The sequence below is a fragment of the Mammaliicoccus sciuri genome (genome assembly GCF_025561425.1).
GTDB lineage: Bacteria > Bacillota > Bacilli > Staphylococcales > Staphylococcaceae > Mammaliicoccus > Mammaliicoccus sciuri_A.
The window spans coordinates 1347105-1364029 of the sequence record NZ_CP094824.1 but is presented as its reverse complement, the minus strand read 5'-3'; the positions used below and the strand labels follow the sequence as shown (position 1 = coordinate 1364029).

The 16925-nt window shown below is 31.1% G+C and carries 21 protein-coding genes and 1 pseudogene; 2 read left to right on the top strand and 20 right to left on the bottom strand.

Annotation, left to right across the window (positions count from 1 at the left end; translation table 11 throughout):
* Positions 1-40: 40 nt before the first annotated feature.
* The 5 genes from dnaK to lepA all read right to left on the bottom strand — a co-directional run bounded on the left by dnaK (position 41) and on the right by lepA (position 6622).
* Complete coding sequence (dnaK, locus tag MUA60_RS07055) at positions 41-1876, bottom strand: molecular chaperone DnaK (protein ID WP_262650423.1); 1836 nt, start codon at positions 1874-1876, stop codon at positions 41-43.
* Positions 1877-1919: 43 nt separating this feature from the next.
* Complete coding sequence (gene grpE, locus MUA60_RS07050) at positions 1920-2507, bottom strand: nucleotide exchange factor GrpE (RefSeq protein ID WP_262650421.1); 588 nt, start codon at positions 2505-2507, stop codon at positions 1920-1922.
* Between the two features lie 27 nt (positions 2508-2534).
* Positions 2535-3509, bottom strand: a complete 975-nt coding sequence (gene hrcA / locus MUA60_RS07045; protein WP_262650420.1) for a heat-inducible transcriptional repressor HrcA — start codon at positions 3507-3509, stop codon at positions 2535-2537.
* Positions 3510-3625: 116 nt separating this feature from the next.
* Positions 3626-4744: a radical SAM family heme chaperone HemW gene (hemW, locus tag MUA60_RS07040; RefSeq protein WP_262650419.1), complete on the bottom strand. Its 1119-nt coding sequence runs from the start codon at positions 4742-4744 to the stop codon at positions 3626-3628.
* A gap of 54 nt (positions 4745-4798) precedes the next feature.
* Positions 4799-6622, bottom strand: a complete 1824-nt coding sequence (gene lepA, locus MUA60_RS07035) for a translation elongation factor 4 (RefSeq protein WP_262650417.1) — start codon at positions 6620-6622, stop codon at positions 4799-4801.
* A gap of 234 nt (positions 6623-6856) precedes the next feature.
* Between lepA and rpsT the strand changes: the two genes are divergently transcribed.
* On the top strand, positions 6857-7108 hold the full coding sequence (gene rpsT, locus MUA60_RS07030; RefSeq protein WP_025904213.1) for a 30S ribosomal protein S20: 252 nt from the start codon (positions 6857-6859) through the stop codon (positions 7106-7108).
* A 72-nt stretch (positions 7109-7180) separates the two neighbouring features.
* On the opposite strand, the gene holA is transcribed toward rpsT, so the two are convergent.
* Positions 7181-8155, bottom strand: a complete 975-nt coding sequence (holA, locus tag MUA60_RS07025; RefSeq protein ID WP_262650416.1) for a DNA polymerase III subunit delta — start codon at positions 8153-8155, stop codon at positions 7181-7183.
* 91 nt (positions 8156-8246) lie between these two features.
* Between holA and MUA60_RS07020 the strand changes: the two genes are divergently transcribed.
* Positions 8247-8384: a YqzM family protein gene (locus tag MUA60_RS07020; protein WP_262650414.1), complete on the top strand. Its 138-nt coding sequence runs from the start codon at positions 8247-8249 to the stop codon at positions 8382-8384.
* A gap of 34 nt (positions 8385-8418) precedes the next feature.
* Here MUA60_RS07020 and MUA60_RS07015 read toward each other — a convergent pair whose 3' ends face one another.
* From MUA60_RS07015 to MUA60_RS06950, 14 genes and pseudogenes are all read right to left on the bottom strand, one after another.
* A complete protein-coding gene (locus MUA60_RS07015; protein WP_262650413.1) occupies positions 8419-8937 on the bottom strand; it encodes a ComEC/Rec2 family competence protein in 519 nt (172 codons plus the stop codon).
* Positions 8938-8969: 32 nt separating this feature from the next.
* Positions 8970-9341 carry an MBL fold metallo-hydrolase gene (locus MUA60_RS07010; RefSeq protein ID WP_262650412.1) on the bottom strand — a complete coding sequence of 124 codons (372 nt, stop codon included), beginning with the start codon at positions 9339-9341 and terminating at the stop codon, positions 8970-8972.
* Positions 9342-9374: 33 nt separating this feature from the next.
* A pseudogene (locus MUA60_RS07005) lies at positions 9375-10141 on the bottom strand (ComEC/Rec2 family competence protein).
* An 8-nt stretch (positions 10142-10149) separates the two neighbouring features.
* Positions 10150-10704, bottom strand: coding sequence for a hypothetical protein (locus tag MUA60_RS07000; protein WP_262650410.1), 555 nt, complete (start codon positions 10702-10704; stop codon positions 10150-10152).
* 15 nt (positions 10705-10719) lie between these two features.
* Positions 10720-11175, bottom strand: coding sequence for a ComE operon protein 2 (locus MUA60_RS06995; RefSeq protein ID WP_262650409.1), 456 nt, complete (start codon positions 11173-11175; stop codon positions 10720-10722).
* Between the two features lie 60 nt (positions 11176-11235).
* Complete coding sequence (locus MUA60_RS06990) at positions 11236-11883, bottom strand: helix-hairpin-helix domain-containing protein (RefSeq protein ID WP_262650407.1); 648 nt, start codon at positions 11881-11883, stop codon at positions 11236-11238.
* Positions 11884-11925: 42 nt separating this feature from the next.
* Complete coding sequence (locus tag MUA60_RS06985) at positions 11926-12642, bottom strand: class I SAM-dependent DNA methyltransferase (RefSeq protein ID WP_262650406.1); 717 nt, start codon at positions 12640-12642, stop codon at positions 11926-11928.
* Positions 12642-12995, bottom strand: coding sequence for a ribosome silencing factor (rsfS, locus tag MUA60_RS06980; RefSeq protein WP_025904219.1), 354 nt, complete (start codon positions 12993-12995; stop codon positions 12642-12644). The genes MUA60_RS06985 and rsfS overlap by 1 nt, the downstream gene beginning before the upstream one ends.
* A gap of 12 nt (positions 12996-13007) precedes the next feature.
* On the bottom strand, positions 13008-13580 hold the full coding sequence (gene yqeK, locus MUA60_RS06975) for a bis(5'-nucleosyl)-tetraphosphatase (symmetrical) YqeK (RefSeq protein ID WP_025904220.1): 573 nt from the start codon (positions 13578-13580) through the stop codon (positions 13008-13010).
* A complete protein-coding gene (gene nadD, locus MUA60_RS06970; protein WP_262650404.1) occupies positions 13570-14130 on the bottom strand; it encodes a nicotinate (nicotinamide) nucleotide adenylyltransferase in 561 nt (186 codons plus the stop codon). Before nadD ends, yqeK begins: the two co-directional genes overlap by 11 nt.
* A gap of 16 nt (positions 14131-14146) precedes the next feature.
* On the bottom strand, positions 14147-14437 hold the full coding sequence (gene yhbY / locus MUA60_RS06965; protein WP_262650403.1) for a ribosome assembly RNA-binding protein YhbY: 291 nt from the start codon (positions 14435-14437) through the stop codon (positions 14147-14149).
* Positions 14431-15249, bottom strand: coding sequence for a shikimate dehydrogenase (aroE, locus tag MUA60_RS06960; RefSeq protein WP_262650401.1), 819 nt, complete (start codon positions 15247-15249; stop codon positions 14431-14433). Before aroE ends, yhbY begins: the two co-directional genes overlap by 7 nt.
* Before the next feature lie 12 nt (positions 15250-15261).
* The gene (gene yqeH, locus MUA60_RS06955; protein WP_262650399.1) at positions 15262-16362 is read right to left on the bottom strand and encodes a ribosome biogenesis GTPase YqeH; all 1101 of its coding nucleotides are present in this window, start codon (positions 16360-16362) and stop codon (positions 15262-15264) included.
* A gap of 2 nt (positions 16363-16364) precedes the next feature.
* Complete coding sequence (locus MUA60_RS06950) at positions 16365-16889, bottom strand: YqeG family HAD IIIA-type phosphatase (protein WP_243559961.1); 525 nt, start codon at positions 16887-16889, stop codon at positions 16365-16367.
* Positions 16890-16925: the final 36 nt, after the last annotated feature.

The following is a 16925-nucleotide window of genomic DNA, read 5'->3' as shown; positions in this document are numbered from 1 at the left end:
AAAGCCAATCACATTGACTTTGACTTTTTAATGATTAGTATTATTTTTTATCGTCTTCGTTGACTTCTGTAAATTCAGCATCAACTACGTCATCATCGTTTGAAGTAGATTGGCCTTCAGCGCCTTCAGCACCTTGTTGTGCTTGTGCAGCTTGTTCATACATTTTAACAGATAATTGTTGTACGATTTCTTGAAGTGCATCTTTTTTAGTTCTGATATCTTCTATATCAGTACCTTCAAGTGCTTTTTTCAATTCTTCTTTAGCTTCTTCAGCTTTAGCTTTTTCGCTTTCATCAACGTTATCGCCAAGATCAGTTAAAGTTTTTTCAACAGTAAATACCATTTGGTCTGCTTCATTTCTTAAATCGATTTCTTCACGACGTTTTTTGTCTGCTTCAGCATTTTTCTCTGCATCTTGAACCATACGGTCGATTTCTTCATCTGATAATGATGAGCTTGATTCAATCGTAATTTTTTGTTCTTTGTTTGTACCTAAATCTTTAGCTGTTACATTAACGATACCGTTTTTATCAATATCAAATGATACTTCGATTTGTGGCACACCACGTGGAGCTGGTGGAATATCCGTTAATTGGAATCTACCAAGCGTTTTGTTATCAGCTGCTAATTGACGTTCACCTTGTAATACGTGAATATCAACTGCTGGTTGGTTGTCAGCTGCAGTAGAGAATACTTGAGATTTAGATGTTGGAATTGTTGTATTTCTTTCGATTAATACTGTAGATACGCCACCCATAGTTTCGATACCTAATGATAATGGTGTAACGTCAAGTAATACTACATCTTTAACATCACCAGTGATTACGCCACCTTGAATTGCAGCACCCATTGCTACTACTTCATCTGGGTTAACACCTTTGTTAGGTTCTTTACCGATTTCTTTTTTGATTGCTTCTTGAACAGCTGGGATACGAGTTGAACCACCAACTAAGATAACTTCATCGATATCAGAATTAGATAATCCTGCATCTTTCATTGCTTGGCGAGTTGGACCCATTGTTCTTTCTACTAAATCGCTTGTTAATGATTCAAATTTAGCTCTTGAAAGTGTTGTTTCTAAGTGTAATGGACCATTTGCGCCACCAGAGATGAATGGTAATGAAATTTGAGTAGAAGATACGCCTGATAAGTCTTTTTTAGCTTTTTCAGCAGCATCTTTAAGACGTTGTAATGCCATTTTATCTTGTGATAAATCTATGCCATTTTCTTTTTTGAATTCTTCAACTAAATATTTAATGATAACGTCATCGAAATCGTCACCACCAAGTTTATTGTCACCTGCAGTTGCTAATACTTCGAATACACCGTCACCTAATTCAAGGATAGATACGTCGAAAGTACCACCACCAAGGTCAAATACTAAAACTTTTTGATCTGTTTCAGTTTTATCTAAACCGTAAGCTAATGCTGCTGCAGTTGGTTCGTTAATAATACGTTCAACTTCTAAACCAGCGATTCTACCAGCATCTTTAGTTGCTTGACGTTCTGAGTCATTGAAATATGCTGGAACTGTAATAACAGCTTTAGTTACTTTTTCACCTAAATAACTTTCAGCAGTTGATTTTAAGTTTTGTAAAATCATAGCTGAGATTTCTTGTGGTGTATATTCTTTATCTTCAACTTTTTCTTTATAATCAGTACCCATATGACGTTTAACTGATTGAATTGTATTTGGATTAGTTACTGCTTGACGTTTAGCAACTTCACCAACTTGTGTTTCACCATCTTTAAATGCAACAACTGATGGTGTTGTTCTGTTACCTTCTGGATTTTGGATTACTTTAGGTTCTCCACCTTCTAATACTGAAACTACTGAATTTGTTGTACCTAAGTCTATACCTATTACTTTACTCATAAGAATTATTCCTCCAATTATAATTAATTAATCATCGATTTCATTATTCGTTTACTTTAACCATTGCTGGTCTTAAAACACGATTTTTCAATTTATATCCTCTTTGTAACTCTTCAGTTACAACACCTGATTCAAAGTCAGGATTGTTATCTTGCATTACTGCTTGATGTACATTTGGATCGAATGGTTGGTTATAAGATTCGATTTCTTCTAAACCATTATCTTTTAATGATTTAAGTAAATCGTTATAAACCATGTCTACACCTTTTTTGAAAGTTAGGAAATCTTCAGACTCACCTTCTTGTTTAAGTGCACGGTCCATATTATCAAGCGCAGGTAATACATCTGTAAGTACACGTTGTGCTTGATAATCTTTAGTAATGCTTGCTTCTTGTTTCATTCTACGTTTATAGTTTTCAAACTCAGCATATAAACGTAAGTATTTTTCTTCTTCTTCATTTGCTTTTTGTTTAAGTTGTTCGAGTTCAGCTTCCGGAATTTCGACTACTTTATCTTGCTCAACCTCTTCAACATTTTCTTCAGTTTCATTCGATTCTACTTCTTCAGTAGCGACAGATTGAGTTTGATCGTTTGTTTCATCGAATTGTTCATTTTGCTTTTCTTCCGTCATTACATGCCCTCCATTTTCTTTCCATATTTAAAAATGATTCAAAAGTTGAACCACTTTGTTATAATACATTGCAGTTGGACCAATAACGGCTAAATGACCAGTTATATCACCAGAAATTTCATAATTGGTACTAATAATCGAAATACCATGTAAATCTTTATTAATTTCCTGTCCAATTTTGACACTTATCGAATCATTTGATGTTTCATTTAAAAATTGAGCGATTCGTTCAGATTCAAGATACTTTAAAATCGATTGAATCATCGATACATTTGTAACATCTAACGCGTCAATTAGGTGCATCTTACCACCTAGAAACATTTCTTCATTATGATCATTAATTTGCGTTAATAATGCTTGTTTAAAATTATTAATAAATTCTTGATCAATGAATGACAACGATAATGATTCTAACGTTTTTATCATTGTAGTTAAAGTATTTTGCTTAAAATACTGGTTTAAGTAGTTCATAAATTTCTCAATTTGTAATTGATTTAAAGATTCATGAATTTGAATATGAACTTTCTCTACATAACCATCTGTAAATACAATGACGCCCATGAGATGAGTTGGGCTGACTCTCACAAAATGAATTTCAAATATAAATCTTGAAAATTTATTCGGTCCGAGTACTACAGTTGTATAATGTGATCGATTTGAAATTTCTAATGCTAACCATTTAAGCATTGCGTTTACATCGTATTGATTTTTATCTTGAAAATGTTCAAACCAATTTAAGCTTTTCTTACTTTGAGATTTAGACTCAAGTAATTGATTAACATAATACTTAATTCCTTGTTCAGAAGGAATACGACCTGATGACGTATGCGTCTTCTCAAGAAGGTTCAAATCTTCTAATTGTTTCATTTCATTTCTAACTGTCGCTGGACTAATCGGCAATTGATGCCTTTCAATAATCGACTTAGAACCAATTGGTTGTCCTAACTCAACATAATCCTCAACAATTACATTCAAAATTTGTAATTGCCTCTCAGTAATCATGTCATCACCTCGATTAGCACTCTATCTTCCCAAGTGCTAATTATAATTTATCAAATTGGTCAAAGAAAGTCAACGTTAAAGCATTCAATTTTTATATCTTTTTTTAATACATATTTTTAGCTTAATAAAAACTTCTCAAACACTTCATTTCCGATTATTTGTCCGCGATTACTTAAACGTAAATAGTCTTGTTCATCTAGTAATAATTCTTGTTCAATGAGTTCTTTCACATGTTGACCAAATACATCTTCTATTGATTGGTCAAACTTATTTTTGAATTTTGATTTGGACACACCTTTAGTCATTCTTAATCCAAGAAACATTTCTTCTTCCATTTGTTCTTTCAATGAAACTTCTGTACTATGCAATACAGGCATTTCACCATTCTTTAACTTCTTAATATATTGGTTAACCGGATTAATATTTCTATAGCGTATACCATTAATATAGCCATGAGCACCTGCACCGAAACCATAATATTCTTCATTTTTCCAATATACTTTATTATGAACAGATTCATGCCCTTCTTTCGAGAAGTTAGAGATTTCATATTGATTAAGGTTAGAGTCTGCTAATTTCTTTTTCAAATGTTGATACATTTCTTCACCTAAATCTTCATTAGGTAACTTCAAACGCCCTTTTCTATATAAATTGTAGAATTGCGTTTTAGGTTCAAGTATAAGTGCATAACTTGAAATATGATCTACATCAAGTGATAGTGCCTTATTGAGTGAATCATCAAATTGTTCTAATGTTTGACCAGGTAAATGAAACATAAGATCTAAACTTACAGAAGGAATTTTATGTTTTCTAGATAATGTAACAGCTTTTTCAATATCGTCACTATGATGAGTTCTTCCTAATACTTTTAACAATTCATCATCAAATGTTTGAACACCTAATGATAATCTGTTCACATCATATTGTTTGAGTAATTTTATTTTTGCTTCTGTTAATTCATCTGGATTAGCTTCAAATGTATACTCTTTTGTAATCACAAATAAATCGTTAATAGCTTGCAGTAATCTTTCAAGTTGTGCTTCAGATAATGCTGTTGGTGTACCTCCACCTACAAAAACTGTCTCAACTTCTTTATCTTTTCTCGTTGACATCTCTTTTATCAAACAATCTAAGTACTCATCTACCGGCTGATTAGCAATATAGAACTTATTAAAATCACAATAAGTACAAATTCTCACACAGAAAGGTATATGAATATATACACTTTTTGCCATATAAACGCTCCTTTAAAAATAGAAACAGCTACATATTATGCAGCTGTTTCAAAATTATTCTTCATCCATTTTAAGCACGGCTAAGAATGCATCTTGTGGAATTTCCACATTACCTACTGATTTCATCTTAGCTTTACCTGCTTTTTGTTTTTCAAGTAACTTACGTTTACGGCTAATATCCCCACCGTAACATTTTGCTAAAACATTTTTACCCATAGATTTAATGTTTGTTCGAGCTACTATTTTATTACCAATTGCTGCTTGAACTGGTACTTCAAATTGTTGTCTTGGGATTAATGTTTTTAATTTATCTACTATTGCTTTACCTCTATCATATGCAAACTCTTTATGGACGATAAAGCTTAATGCATCTACTTTATCACCATTTAATAAAATATCCATTTTAACAAGTTTACTTTCTTGATATCCAATTAATTCATAATCAAACGATGCATAACCTTTCGTATTAGATTTCAACTGATCAAAGAAATCGAATACAACTTCAGATAATGGAAGTTCATAAATAATATTGACACGAATATCATCTAAATAATCCATCGTCTTAAAGTTACCACGTTTTTTCTGACATAATTCCATTACAGCACCAACATAATCATTTGGAACCATCATAGTTGCTTTAACATATGGTTCATATATTCTGTTGATTTTTTGTGGGTCTGGGAATTGTGATGGGTTGTCAATTTGTAATTTTTCGCCATCTGTTAATTCACATTCATAAATAACTGACGGTGCAGTCGCAATCAGTTCAATATTAAATTCTCTTTCAATTCTTTCTTGAATAATTTCCATGTGTAGTAAACCTAAGAATCCTGTTCTGAAACCAAAACCTAAAGCTTGAGAAGTTTCAGCTTCAAATTCTAAAGATGCATCATTAAGTTGAAGCTTTTCAAGTGCTTCTCTTAAATCATTGTATTTACTATTATCAATTGGATATAATCCACAGAATACCATTGGATTCATCTTTTTATATCCTTTTAACGGCTTCTCAGCAGGTCTGTCAGCTAAAGTGATAGTATCACCAACGTTGGAATCTCCAACATTTTTAATTGAAGCTACAATATAACCTACATCTCCGACAGATAACGTATCAACTGGAAGTTGTTTCGGTGTATTAATACCCACTTCAGTAACTTCAAATGTCTTACCTGTAGACATCATTTGAATCTTGTCTCCAGCTTTAACTGAACCTTCAACAACACGTATAGAAGAAATTACACCTCTATAAGCATCAAAAGAAGAATCAAAAATAAGCGCTTGTAATGGGTTATCTGGATCACCTTCTGGAGGTGGTACCATTTCTACAACTTTCTCTAATATGTCTTCAATTCCAATATTAGATTTAGCACTTGCAAGTACTGCATCACTTGTATCTAAACCAATTACGTCTTCAATTTCTTGTTTAACACGCTCAGGTTCAGCTGCAGGTAAATCGATTTTATTGACTACAGGTATTAAATCTAAGTCGTTGTCTAAAGCTAAGTATACGTTTGCTAACGTTTGTGCTTCGATACCTTGTGCAGCATCTACAACTAAAATCGCACCTTCACATGCTGCGAGTGATCTTGAAACTTCATATGTAAAATCGACATGCCCCGGTGTATCAATTAAATGTAAGATATATGTTTCCCCATCTTTAGCAGTATAATTTAATCGAACAGCATTAAGTTTGATTGTTATACCACGTTCTCTTTCAAGATCCATGGAATCTAATAATTGTTCTTTCATTTCACGTGATTCTACACTTTTTGTATTTTCCAAAATTCTATCAGCTAACGTAGATTTACCATGGTCAATATGAGCAATGATAGAAAAGTTTCTAATTTTATTTTGGCGCTCTAGGCGTTTAGTTCTGTCCATTTGAACTCCAACTTTCTCGTTAATTTTACATGTATTAAATGTAAGTCGCATCTTTGATATGATACCGTCTTTATGAAATAAATGCAAACGTATTATCAAACTATCAATAAAGTGTTATGCTTTATAAGGAATGTGTAAATAATCATTGCACTTATGCCCTACATTTGATAAAATATTTTTTGTTGCAATCAAAAATTCTTTGATCACGGACAACATATTTAGGAGGTGACTCTCATGCCAAACATTAAATCTGCTATTAAACGCGTTGCTGTTACAGAAAAGAAAGACGCTGCTAACATTTCACAAAAAAATGATATGCGTTCAGCTGTAAAAGCTGCTAAAACTGCAATCGAAAACAATGCTGAAAACAAAGCTGAATTAGTTTCATTAGCTGTTAAAAAAGTTGATAAAGCTTCTAAAAACAATCTAATTCATTCAAATAAAGCTGATAGAATTAAATCAAGCTTAATGTCAAAAGCTAACTAATTATGTGAGAGCGTGACACAGAACATTCTGTGTCACGCCCTTTTTTATGGCATGAAATACCAACCTCACATCTTATATTTTTAAAATGAAAAGTTCTAATATGAGTACTTTATCCATATATGAAGATTTCAATTGGTAATCTGTATCAGCACAAATATCAATGGTCGCTAATAAACGATCGAGTGATAGCTTTCTCGTAATACGTAGTGCCAGTTTAACCCTATATGGATGTACACCAATCGTTTTGGCAATTTGCTGTTCACTATAATGTTTACTAGCTAGAATCTTACATTGATAATACAAGCGATAATTACTTGTGATTAACGCTAACAGCTTAATCGGCTCTTCTTTCATATTGATTAAGTCTTTCAATAAATTAATAGACTTTTCTTTTTGACCTTTCTGAATATATTCCGTTAACAAAAATACATTCTGTTCTAGAGAACGACTCACAATTTCTTTAACGTCCTGTTTATTAATAACCGCTTCATCACCAATAAATAACACTAATTTATCCAATTCCGCTTTAATTATATTAAATTGAATACCTGTCAGTTCTAGAAATTCTATCAATGCATCTTCTTTAATATCTTTATATTGTTCATGCAAATAAGATTTAATCCATTGTTTAATTTCTTGTTCAGTCATTTGGTCAATTTTATTGAGTCTTGCATTTTTCTTAACTGTTTTGACGAGTTTCTTTCTCTCATCTAACTTCTCATTAAACACATCAAATACGACTAACGTATCACCATCATACTGTTCAATAAATTGAATCAATTGATCGATATTTTGATTGATTTGAGTACTAACTTTTTCTCCTGTAAAAAGGTAAGCATTCTTAACATGTACAACTTTTTTGTCTGAGAGGAATGGTAAAGTTAATGATTCTTCTATCGCACTTGAAATAGGTGTTTCGTATAAATCAAATTTAACATAATTGAAATCGTCTCTTTCTCCACCTAAATATTGATTTATAATTTCGTCAGATTTTTTCTCAATAAGTGCATTTACTGCACCATAATTCAATACAATATTGTCTTCCAAAATAAGTCTCCCTCTCTTATAAAGTTCTAATTAAGTATAGCATTTTTAAGTTTATTATCATATAATGAAAGTAAGTATAGGAGGGAGTCATATGAACAGATTTGAAGGTGAAAATACTCAAGGGCGTAACAATGATGTTAAAGACTCTGGATTTGCATTTATAATTGGTTTCGTATTCTTAGCTGCAATTTATATTATTGCACAAGTATTCAGTTTATTACCAAACTAATATAACAAATCCATTTATATAAGCTTACAAACGACTACTGTCGATTGTAAGCTTTTTTATTATATTCTTGTAGTCCATGTGTCATCATCATGTTGTCTTTATTGATCTTAAATTGCACCATTCCATAATCTTGTGTATTGAATACTTTACAATTGTTTTGTTTAAGTTTATTTACAATGGCCGCTTTCGGTAGCCCATGCCTATTATGACGTCCAGAACTTATAACACAAATTTGTGGCTTTGCTTTTATTAAAAAGCTATCACTTGTACTTGTTAAACTACCATGATGCGCCACTTTTAAAATATCATAATCACCTATAAATTGACTCAATATACTTTCCTCTACCTCTACTGTTGCATCACCTGTTGTTAATATCGTTCTGCCAAACGAAGTGATTTCAGTAACGATTGATGTATCATTCTTATCTTCATAATTCGGACTATTTTGGTTAAAAAATTTATACGTCGATTCTCCAACCTTTAATTCATTCAAATTTGAGCTATCTACAATTTGTGTGTTCGTTTCTTTAACCTCTTCTAACAAATGTTTCAATTCATGGCTGTCCCAAGTCTTCTTGTTGATAATTAAATGTTTGATTGATATTTTTTACTCAAAGTAGCTAATTCTCCCATATGATCTACATGTGGATGTGTAATGATTAAATAATCAATTTTTTGAAATCCCTTTTCTTTAAGTTCTGGCACGATAATTGAATCTGTATAATTTGATATTTTACTTCTAGTTTGCCATGGTTTCTTCTTCAATTTATCTTTACCACCAGTATCTATCATCACAACTTGATTCACATCCTGATGATAAGCAACCATTGCATCTCCTTGACCAATATCAATAAATTTTAAAACAACCTCGTTATGATTAAAATGATATGTGATGGCAATGACTAACATTGTGAAAAGGAGTAAAGATGTTATATATTTCTTTTTAATAAATAACATTAACACTACTATAATAAGTATGATTAAATATATTCATTCGGATAGATTTCTTACGACTAACTCATTTATAGGAATACGACTCATAACATCTATTAATTTAAAAGTTTGATTCATACAAATTTCTATTATTGTCGCAAATAAATTGGGAACTTTACCAAAAGTGGCAAACATCAACATGAATAACATCACAAGTGGAAAAATAATTAATTCAAAAAGTGGAATAAAAAGAAAGTTTGTTATAAATCCTAGCCATTGAAAAGCATTAAAGTGAATCAGTAATATGACAAATGAAGATAATTGAGATACGACATTAATCGTAATGATTTTGTGGATTGTATTGAAAGATTTTATAAGTGGTACACATAAAATGATAAACGTGGAGACGATATAGGATAATTGGAAACCAATATCAAAAATAATATGAGGATTATAAATTGTATAAACAATGAAAGTGATAGATAGTATTTGTAAAGCGTCTATTTTCATGACTTTATTCAAAATCATATAAACCATTACTACCCCTACTGCTCTAAGAACACTCGGACTTAAACCAGTTAAGACAGCGTATATTGGTAACAGTATAAATATCATATTCTCGGCATGATGATATTTGATGTTCATCCTAAGTAATAATTTAAATAAAATATATTTAACAATGCGACATGCGATCCACTTACAGCATATAAATGATATATACCTAATTTCTTAAGTTGATCTATTCTTTCTTCACCTAAATAACTTGTATCACCTAACGTGAGCGCAATAATATCATCAACACCATCTATATCAAGTTGTTTCATTTCATGAATTAAATTCGTTCGATAATAGTTAATGACCGACTCGTACAAGTATTTAAAAATAAGTGTTCTATCTTAATAACACCTTTAATATCATGATTTTGCAAAAACTCAAAGTATTGAAATTTTAATGCGTTAGTATTTGGTAAAATTTGATTTACAGAGTAAGTAATACGGCAATTTTTTAAATAAGGCATTTTCTTCTGAAGTTTAAGCTTTTCTTTTTCATTTTTAATCGTATAAAATGCTTTATACGTTTGATTATGGATTTGTCCTTCAGCTTGAACGCCGTCTCCATCAATCGTTATTTTATCTCCAAACTGAATCATTTCAGTATAATTTTTATGATTTATTGAAACGTTAAATGATTCGTAATATTGTATTGGATCATTCGGATAAATTAAGTAACCTATCATAAAAAATATAAAGCTCATCACCAAAATTTTTAATGATTGCCATTTAATATAGCAACTTATAACTAAGATAATGAGCATGACTATACTTACATAAGGATGTACAAAGAAAATTAAACCAGACAATAAATAAAGTGCAAAATAAAACCACATCTTATATATTAGTCCTTACTTTAGATATTTAATAATGTCTTCTGGATGGAAATTAATTTTTTCATAGTGTACACCAGACTGTTCTAACAATTGTATTGCATATGTATGATTATGATAATCGTCAGCATAATAAATTTGTTTAATACCAGCTTGTATAATTGATTTCGTACAATTTAGACAAGGGAAATGTGTAACATAAATAGTCGCACCTTCTGAGGAAACACCTAACTTAGCGCATTGCATGATCGCATTCATTTCAGCATGAATAGTTCTTATACAATGTCCGTCCACTACAAGGCAGCCATTATCTATACAATGTTCTTCTCCTGAAACAGACCCATTATATCCACCAGCAATCACTCTATTATCTTTAACGATTGTTGCACCAACAGATAATCTTTCACATGTTGACCTTAATGATAATAGATGACTTTGAGCCATAAAGTATTCTTTCCATTCAATTCTATCCATTACACATCGACCTACCTTTCATATATTCTTATTGTAAAATTTAACAAGTATAAATGCAATTCAATTTAAAACGATAAAGTCTTTTAAACTTTCGACTGTTTTATCTCCAAATCCTTTGACCTTCTTCAAATCATCAACAGTCTTAAATTCTCCATTTGTTTCTCTATATTGTAAAATGGCATCTGCTTTACTCGGACCGATACCAGGTAACTTTTCAATTTCTGATTTATCTCCTGTGTTGATATTAACTTCTACTTTATCATTAGAAGATTGGTTTGTATTAACACTTGGCACATGTTCGCCAGTTATTGGAACATATATATACATTTGATCTTTAAGTCGTTCAGATAGATTGATTTTAGACAAATCTGCATTATGCTTTGTTTGAGCTTTCTTTAACACATCATGCACACGATCCTTTGAAGACATTGAATATGTATTAGGATAATTAACAGCTCCTTTCACATCTACTACTACATTTCTATTAACTTCTTTAGTAGATTTAGATTCATCTGTCTTATCAACGGCCTTCTCATCTGAAGACTCTTGTTTAACTTCATTTGTTGTATCTTGTTGATGAATGATAGCTTCATGATCATCATTGCCAGTGAGAAGGCTATTACAAATAAAAAATAATACAACAATCATGATGATTGCAAGTTGGTAATTCTCCATTACCCAATCCTTCATTTTATGAATATATTTCAAAAAAACACCTCCTACATTATTAAACGTAGGAAGTGTTCAAAATTACTTACGTGCAACTATAAAATGTCTATCGCCATTTTCATCAAATTGATCAATATTGAAATCAGTAAATATATTTTCGACTTTAAATCCAGCAAAGTCTAAAAGTTGTTTATAAAGGTCGATTTCATATGTGACTTGATAATGTTCTTCATCGAATCGTTCGTAAAGTCCATCTTCTCTTTCGATGAAAAATGACATTTGATGAAATACACTATTAGGTTCTTCACCTGCAATTGCTTGCCATGCTAATGTTAATTGTTCAGTTTCATCAATATAGTTACGGTTATTAAATTGGTGATTCATCTTATATAGTGAATGCACATCAAATATAAGCAACCCACCATCATTTAAAAATTCATTTACATAGTTAAATACTTGAAGAACTTCTTCAGGGTCTGTTATATAGTTCAAGCTGTCACAAAAAATTGTAATCAAATTGTAACTTTGCGGTAAGTCTAGATCTCTCATATCTTGGCAATACCAATTAACATTAGGATTACGACTTTCAGCTACTTCTAACATATCTTCACTTAAATCAAGACCACTTACGCGACCATATTCTAATAATTGCTCTGTTAAGCGTCCTGTCCCACAACCAATATCCAAAATATCGTTATCATTACCTGTAACATAATGACCGACAATGTCTTTCCATTTATCATATGGTTGATCTTCAGTTAGAAGGTCATAATAATGACTCATACGATTGTATGCCATTATTGTGCTACCTCATTTAGTGTAATAATTGGTGCATCTTTATATAATCTTTCTAAATCGTAGTAATCACGTTCTTCTCTATGGAATACGTGTACAACAACATCGCCTAAATCAATTAATACCCATCTTGCTTCATTAAAGCCTTCTAGTCTTTTCACTAATACATCATTAATTTCCGCTTCATCTTTAACATTTCTTGCAATAGCTTGAACTTGCTTGTCACTGTTACCATGACATACAACAAAATAATCAGCTATATCGCTAATACCTTTCATATCAATTGCAATAATATCTTCAGCACGTTTATCATCACATGCTAGTAACGTTTGTTTCATTAAATCATTTGAATTCATTTAACCATTCCCTTATTGTTCTGAATGCATATTATAATAATTTAAGCATTCTATAGTTTTTAAATGTACTGTTTTATCCTTATTAATTAAGTGTAACACTGTACGTTTTGATATTTCATATACTGCTTTATCCAAGTTGCGTTCTTTAAAGACAATATCTCTAATTTCATCTACACCTGGAGTTGTTCTTTTAGGTTCAATATAGTCAGCAATAAAAATTATTTTTTCAGTCTTATTCATTTGTGCTCTACCAGTCGTATGACTATATATAGCATAATAAATATCTTCGTCATTTATATCATATTGATCTTTAAGCCTTGCAGCAGCAACTGGTCCATGTAGTATTTCTGAGCCATAACTTAATAAATCTTGCCCTAGATCATATTGCGTTACACTTTGGTATAACGCTGAAAGTTCTTCATATTTACATAAATCATGCAGTATACCTGCTAATTCAACTTTTTTCATATCACCATCAAAGATTTCTGCCATTTTCTTACCTGTTTCGGCTACTCTCATAGAGTGATTATATCTTTTTGATGGTAATGTTTCTTCAACCAATTTGACTGCTTTTTTAATTTTCATACAATCGTCCCCTTTTGATATATCTTTCAATTCGTGGCGTAACGAGCATCTTTATAGATTGACGATTTTTACATCTATTGCGAATGTCTGTTGAGCTTACATCAATTCTAGGAATGTGCAATGCTAACATCCCTTCTTTTACATCTTGTTTATCAACTTCTCTATTAACAACGACAAATGTTAATAATTCTTTCAATTCTGCAATGTTTCTCCATTTATGCAATTTCTCGTATTGATCTGAACCGATTACAAAATATATTTGATAATCAGGAAATTCTTGTTTAAATTCTTTAATCGTATCAAATGTGTAACTCGTACCTTTTCTATTAAGCTCTCTCTCATCAACTTCACCGAATTGCAAATCTTCAATAGCTAATTCTAACATTTTTACACGTTCTGATTCTATTAAATAAGATTCGTTATGTTCTTTAAGTGGTGATTGATAACTTGGTAAGAAAATGAATTTATCAGGTTGAACAAATTGATATGCTTCACTCGCAACTAACATATGTCCAATATGAATTGGATTAAATTGACCTCCATAGATCATGAGCTTTTTCATAATATTATGGTAGTTCTAATCTTTTATTATCTTTAGATTCTTTATATAAGACAATAATATTACCGATAAGTTGTACGAGTTCAGCACCTGCTTGTTCAGCGATTGATTCAGCTACTTCTTTATGATCATCCATATTGTTTTGTAAGATATGAATTTTGATCAATTCTCTTTTTTCAAGTACGTCTTGCACTTGTTCTATCATATTGTCATTTAATCCGCCTTTACCAATTTGGAAAATTGGATCTAAATGGTGCGCTTCTTTTCTTAAATATCTCTTTTGTTTACCTGTTAACATAATGATCTCCTTTTAAGTTCCTCTTGTACTTTATTTCTCATTGATTCTATATGGGCTTCTTGTCCCGTCCAAATTTTAAAACTTTCTGCGCCTTGATAAACGAACATATCTAATCCATTATATATTGCAATACCTGTTTGCTCACATGCTTGCAGTAACGGTGTCTTGTCAGGAATATAGATAATATCACAGACTAAACTACTTTTACTTATTTTCTCCACAGGAATAATGAATTCACTATGTTGAGTATTCATGCCTACCGGTGTCGTATTAATAATAATATCAAATGTATGAAGAATAGATTGAACATCTGTAAGACTTATTGTATTTATAGCAATTTGCCAATTATCAAATCTAGACATCGTTCTATTTGCTACTGTTATTTTATGATTCGTGAACTTCTGCATTTCGGAAACAATACCTTTACTCGCACCACCAGCACCGAGCACTAAAATTTTACGATCTTGAATACTACCATAATGTTCAATTAAACCTTTAACAAAACCAATGCCATCCGTATTATAACCAATCCATTTATTATCTTGTATTAGAACGGTGTTAACAGCACCAATATGCTTAGCATTTGAAGATATTTCATCTAAATAAGGTAAGATGGATTCTTTATGAGGTATTGTAATATTAAAGCCGTTTAAAGCTTTTTCATTTATTATTTCTTTAATATGTTTAAATTGTTCTGGTGGAATATCTAAAGCACCATATTCATCTTCCCTACCTAATGCGTCAAAATTTGCTTCGTGCATAATCGGTGAAAGCGAATGGTTAATAGGATGTCCGATAACTCCAAACTTCATTTAATTCACCTCTTATAAAATAGATGTTCTTAATGTAACTTCGACTTCTTTAGGTGCCGTAACATGTATTTCTGCCCCAGCATCTACAGTTACAAATCCTAATCCTGAAATCATAACATCTTTTCTTTCAGATTCGGTTGTAATCTTAGTTGTTTTTAAGTTGTCGAAGTTAAAGTTTGATGGGTCATATGGTGGTTTAAGCAGTTCACCAATTTGACGTTTCCATAAATCATCAGCGTTTGATAACTTTGTTCTATGAATGTTTAAGTCGTTTGATACAAAACATGTTAAAGAACGTCTACCGCCACTTACATAATCTACTCTAACTAATCCACCTAAAAATAAGCTTTGTTCTTCGTTTAATTGATACACTTTTGGCTTAATTTCTTTTTTAGGCATTACAACTTTTAATTCTTTATCAGTAACGTAATGCGTCATTTGATGACTTTGAATAATACCAGGTGTATCAAACATATATGAATCATCATCTAATGGTATATCAATCATATCTAATGTTGTACCAGGAAAATGACTTGTTGTAATTACTTCTTTTTCACCGACACTCTTTTCAATCAATCTATTGATTAATGTAGATTTACCTACGTTTGTTGTACCCACTACATAAACATCTTTACCATCTCTTACTTTCTCGATAGTTGATAGTAAATCATCAATTCCTTGATTTTTATATGCAGAAATCAGTACAACTTCGTCAGGATTAAGTCCAAAATCTTTCGCACGATTTCTTAACCAAATTTCGACTCTTCTTTTATTAATGGCTTTAGGTAAGATATCCATTTTGTTCGCAACAAGTACAACTTTTTTCTTACCTACTATATCTTTTAAGCGATGTATCATTGAACCTTCTAAATCAAATACATCCACAACATTGACGATTAGACCATCTTCATTGTGAAGAGATTTCAACATATTTAGAAAATCTTCACTTGTTAAATCAACATCTTGGACTTCGTTATAATTTTTAAGTCTAAAACATCTTTTACAAATGACATCTTCTTTATTCAAACTTGATTGTGGAACGTATCCAGCTTCATTCGGATTTTCAGATTGAAGTGTTGCACCACAACCAATACATTTAGCAAACTCTGTCAAATTTATTCCTCCCAGTTAATTAAACCTTTTCTCTTAAAGTAATTTAAAAATCTTCTTTCTATTAATCGATTGAATTTCGTAACGAAACCATCTGTCTTTTTCACAGGTACGACCATAATTGTATATAATCCGTTTCTATTTCCACCAAACACATCTGTTAACATTTGATCACCAATAACAACTACTTCAGACTTATTGACGTTCATTAATTTAGCTGCTTGTCTAAAAGCTTTACCACGTGGTTTACGTGCTTTAAAAATATAATCAATATTTAAACTTGATGAAAATGACGCAACACGTTCTTGATTATTATTAGAAACAATCGTAACTGTTATACCATTATCTTTCATATTTTCAAACCAATTTCTCACTTCATCAGTTGGATTTTTAACATCCCAACCTACTAATGTATTATCTAAGTCTGTGATAATTGCTTTTATATTTTTTGATTTTAAATGTTCAGGTTCGATATTAAATACTGATTGAACATATTCATTTGGTAAAAAATATTTTGTAAATAATCCCATTATTACACCTCTATATTATCTTTTATTTTAACATAA

Bases quoted from the DNA above. Each gene is read 5' to 3' on its own strand.
- dnaK (WP_262650423.1), bottom strand. From the start codon at position 1,876: ATGAGTAAAGTAATAGGTATAGACTTAGGTACAACAAATTCAGTAGTT.
- grpE (WP_262650421.1), bottom strand. From the start codon at position 2,507: ATGACGGAAGAAAAGCAAAATGAACAATTCGATGAAACAAACGATCAA.
- hrcA (WP_262650420.1), bottom strand. From the start codon at position 3,509: ATGATTACTGAGAGGCAATTACAAATTTTGAATGTAATTGTTGAGGAT.
- hemW (WP_262650419.1), bottom strand. From the start codon at position 4,744: ATGGCAAAAAGTGTATATATTCATATACCTTTCTGTGTGAGAATTTGT.
- lepA (WP_262650417.1), bottom strand. From the start codon at position 6,622: ATGGACAGAACTAAACGCCTAGAGCGCCAAAATAAAATTAGAAACTTT.
- rpsT (WP_025904213.1), top strand. From the start codon at position 6,857: ATGCCAAACATTAAATCTGCTATTAAACGCGTTGCTGTTACAGAAAAG.
- MUA60_RS07020 (WP_262650414.1), top strand. From the start codon at position 8,247: ATGAACAGATTTGAAGGTGAAAATACTCAAGGGCGTAACAATGATGTT.
- MUA60_RS07010 (WP_262650412.1), bottom strand. From the start codon at position 9,341: ATGTTATTTATTAAAAAGAAATATATAACATCTTTACTCCTTTTCACA.
- MUA60_RS07000 (WP_262650410.1), bottom strand. From the start codon at position 10,704: ATGTGGTTTTATTTTGCACTTTATTTATTGTCTGGTTTAATTTTCTTT.
- MUA60_RS06995 (WP_262650409.1), bottom strand. From the start codon at position 11,175: ATGGATAGAATTGAATGGAAAGAATACTTTATGGCTCAAAGTCATCTA.
- MUA60_RS06985 (WP_262650406.1), bottom strand. From the start codon at position 12,642: ATGGCATACAATCGTATGAGTCATTATTATGACCTTCTAACTGAAGAT.
- rsfS (WP_025904219.1), bottom strand. From the start codon at position 12,995: ATGAATTCAAATGATTTAATGAAACAAACGTTACTAGCATGTGATGAT.
- yqeK (WP_025904220.1), bottom strand. From the start codon at position 13,580: ATGAAAATTAAAAAAGCAGTCAAATTGGTTGAAGAAACATTACCATCA.
- nadD (WP_262650404.1), bottom strand. From the start codon at position 14,130: ATGATCTATGGAGGTCAATTTAATCCAATTCATATTGGACATATGTTA.
- yhbY (WP_262650403.1), bottom strand. From the start codon at position 14,437: ATGTTAACAGGTAAACAAAAGAGATATTTAAGAAAAGAAGCGCACCAT.
- aroE (WP_262650401.1), bottom strand. From the start codon at position 15,249: ATGAAGTTTGGAGTTATCGGACATCCTATTAACCATTCGCTTTCACCG.
- MUA60_RS06950 (WP_243559961.1), bottom strand. From the start codon at position 16,889: ATGGGATTATTTACAAAATATTTTTTACCAAATGAATATGTTCAATCA.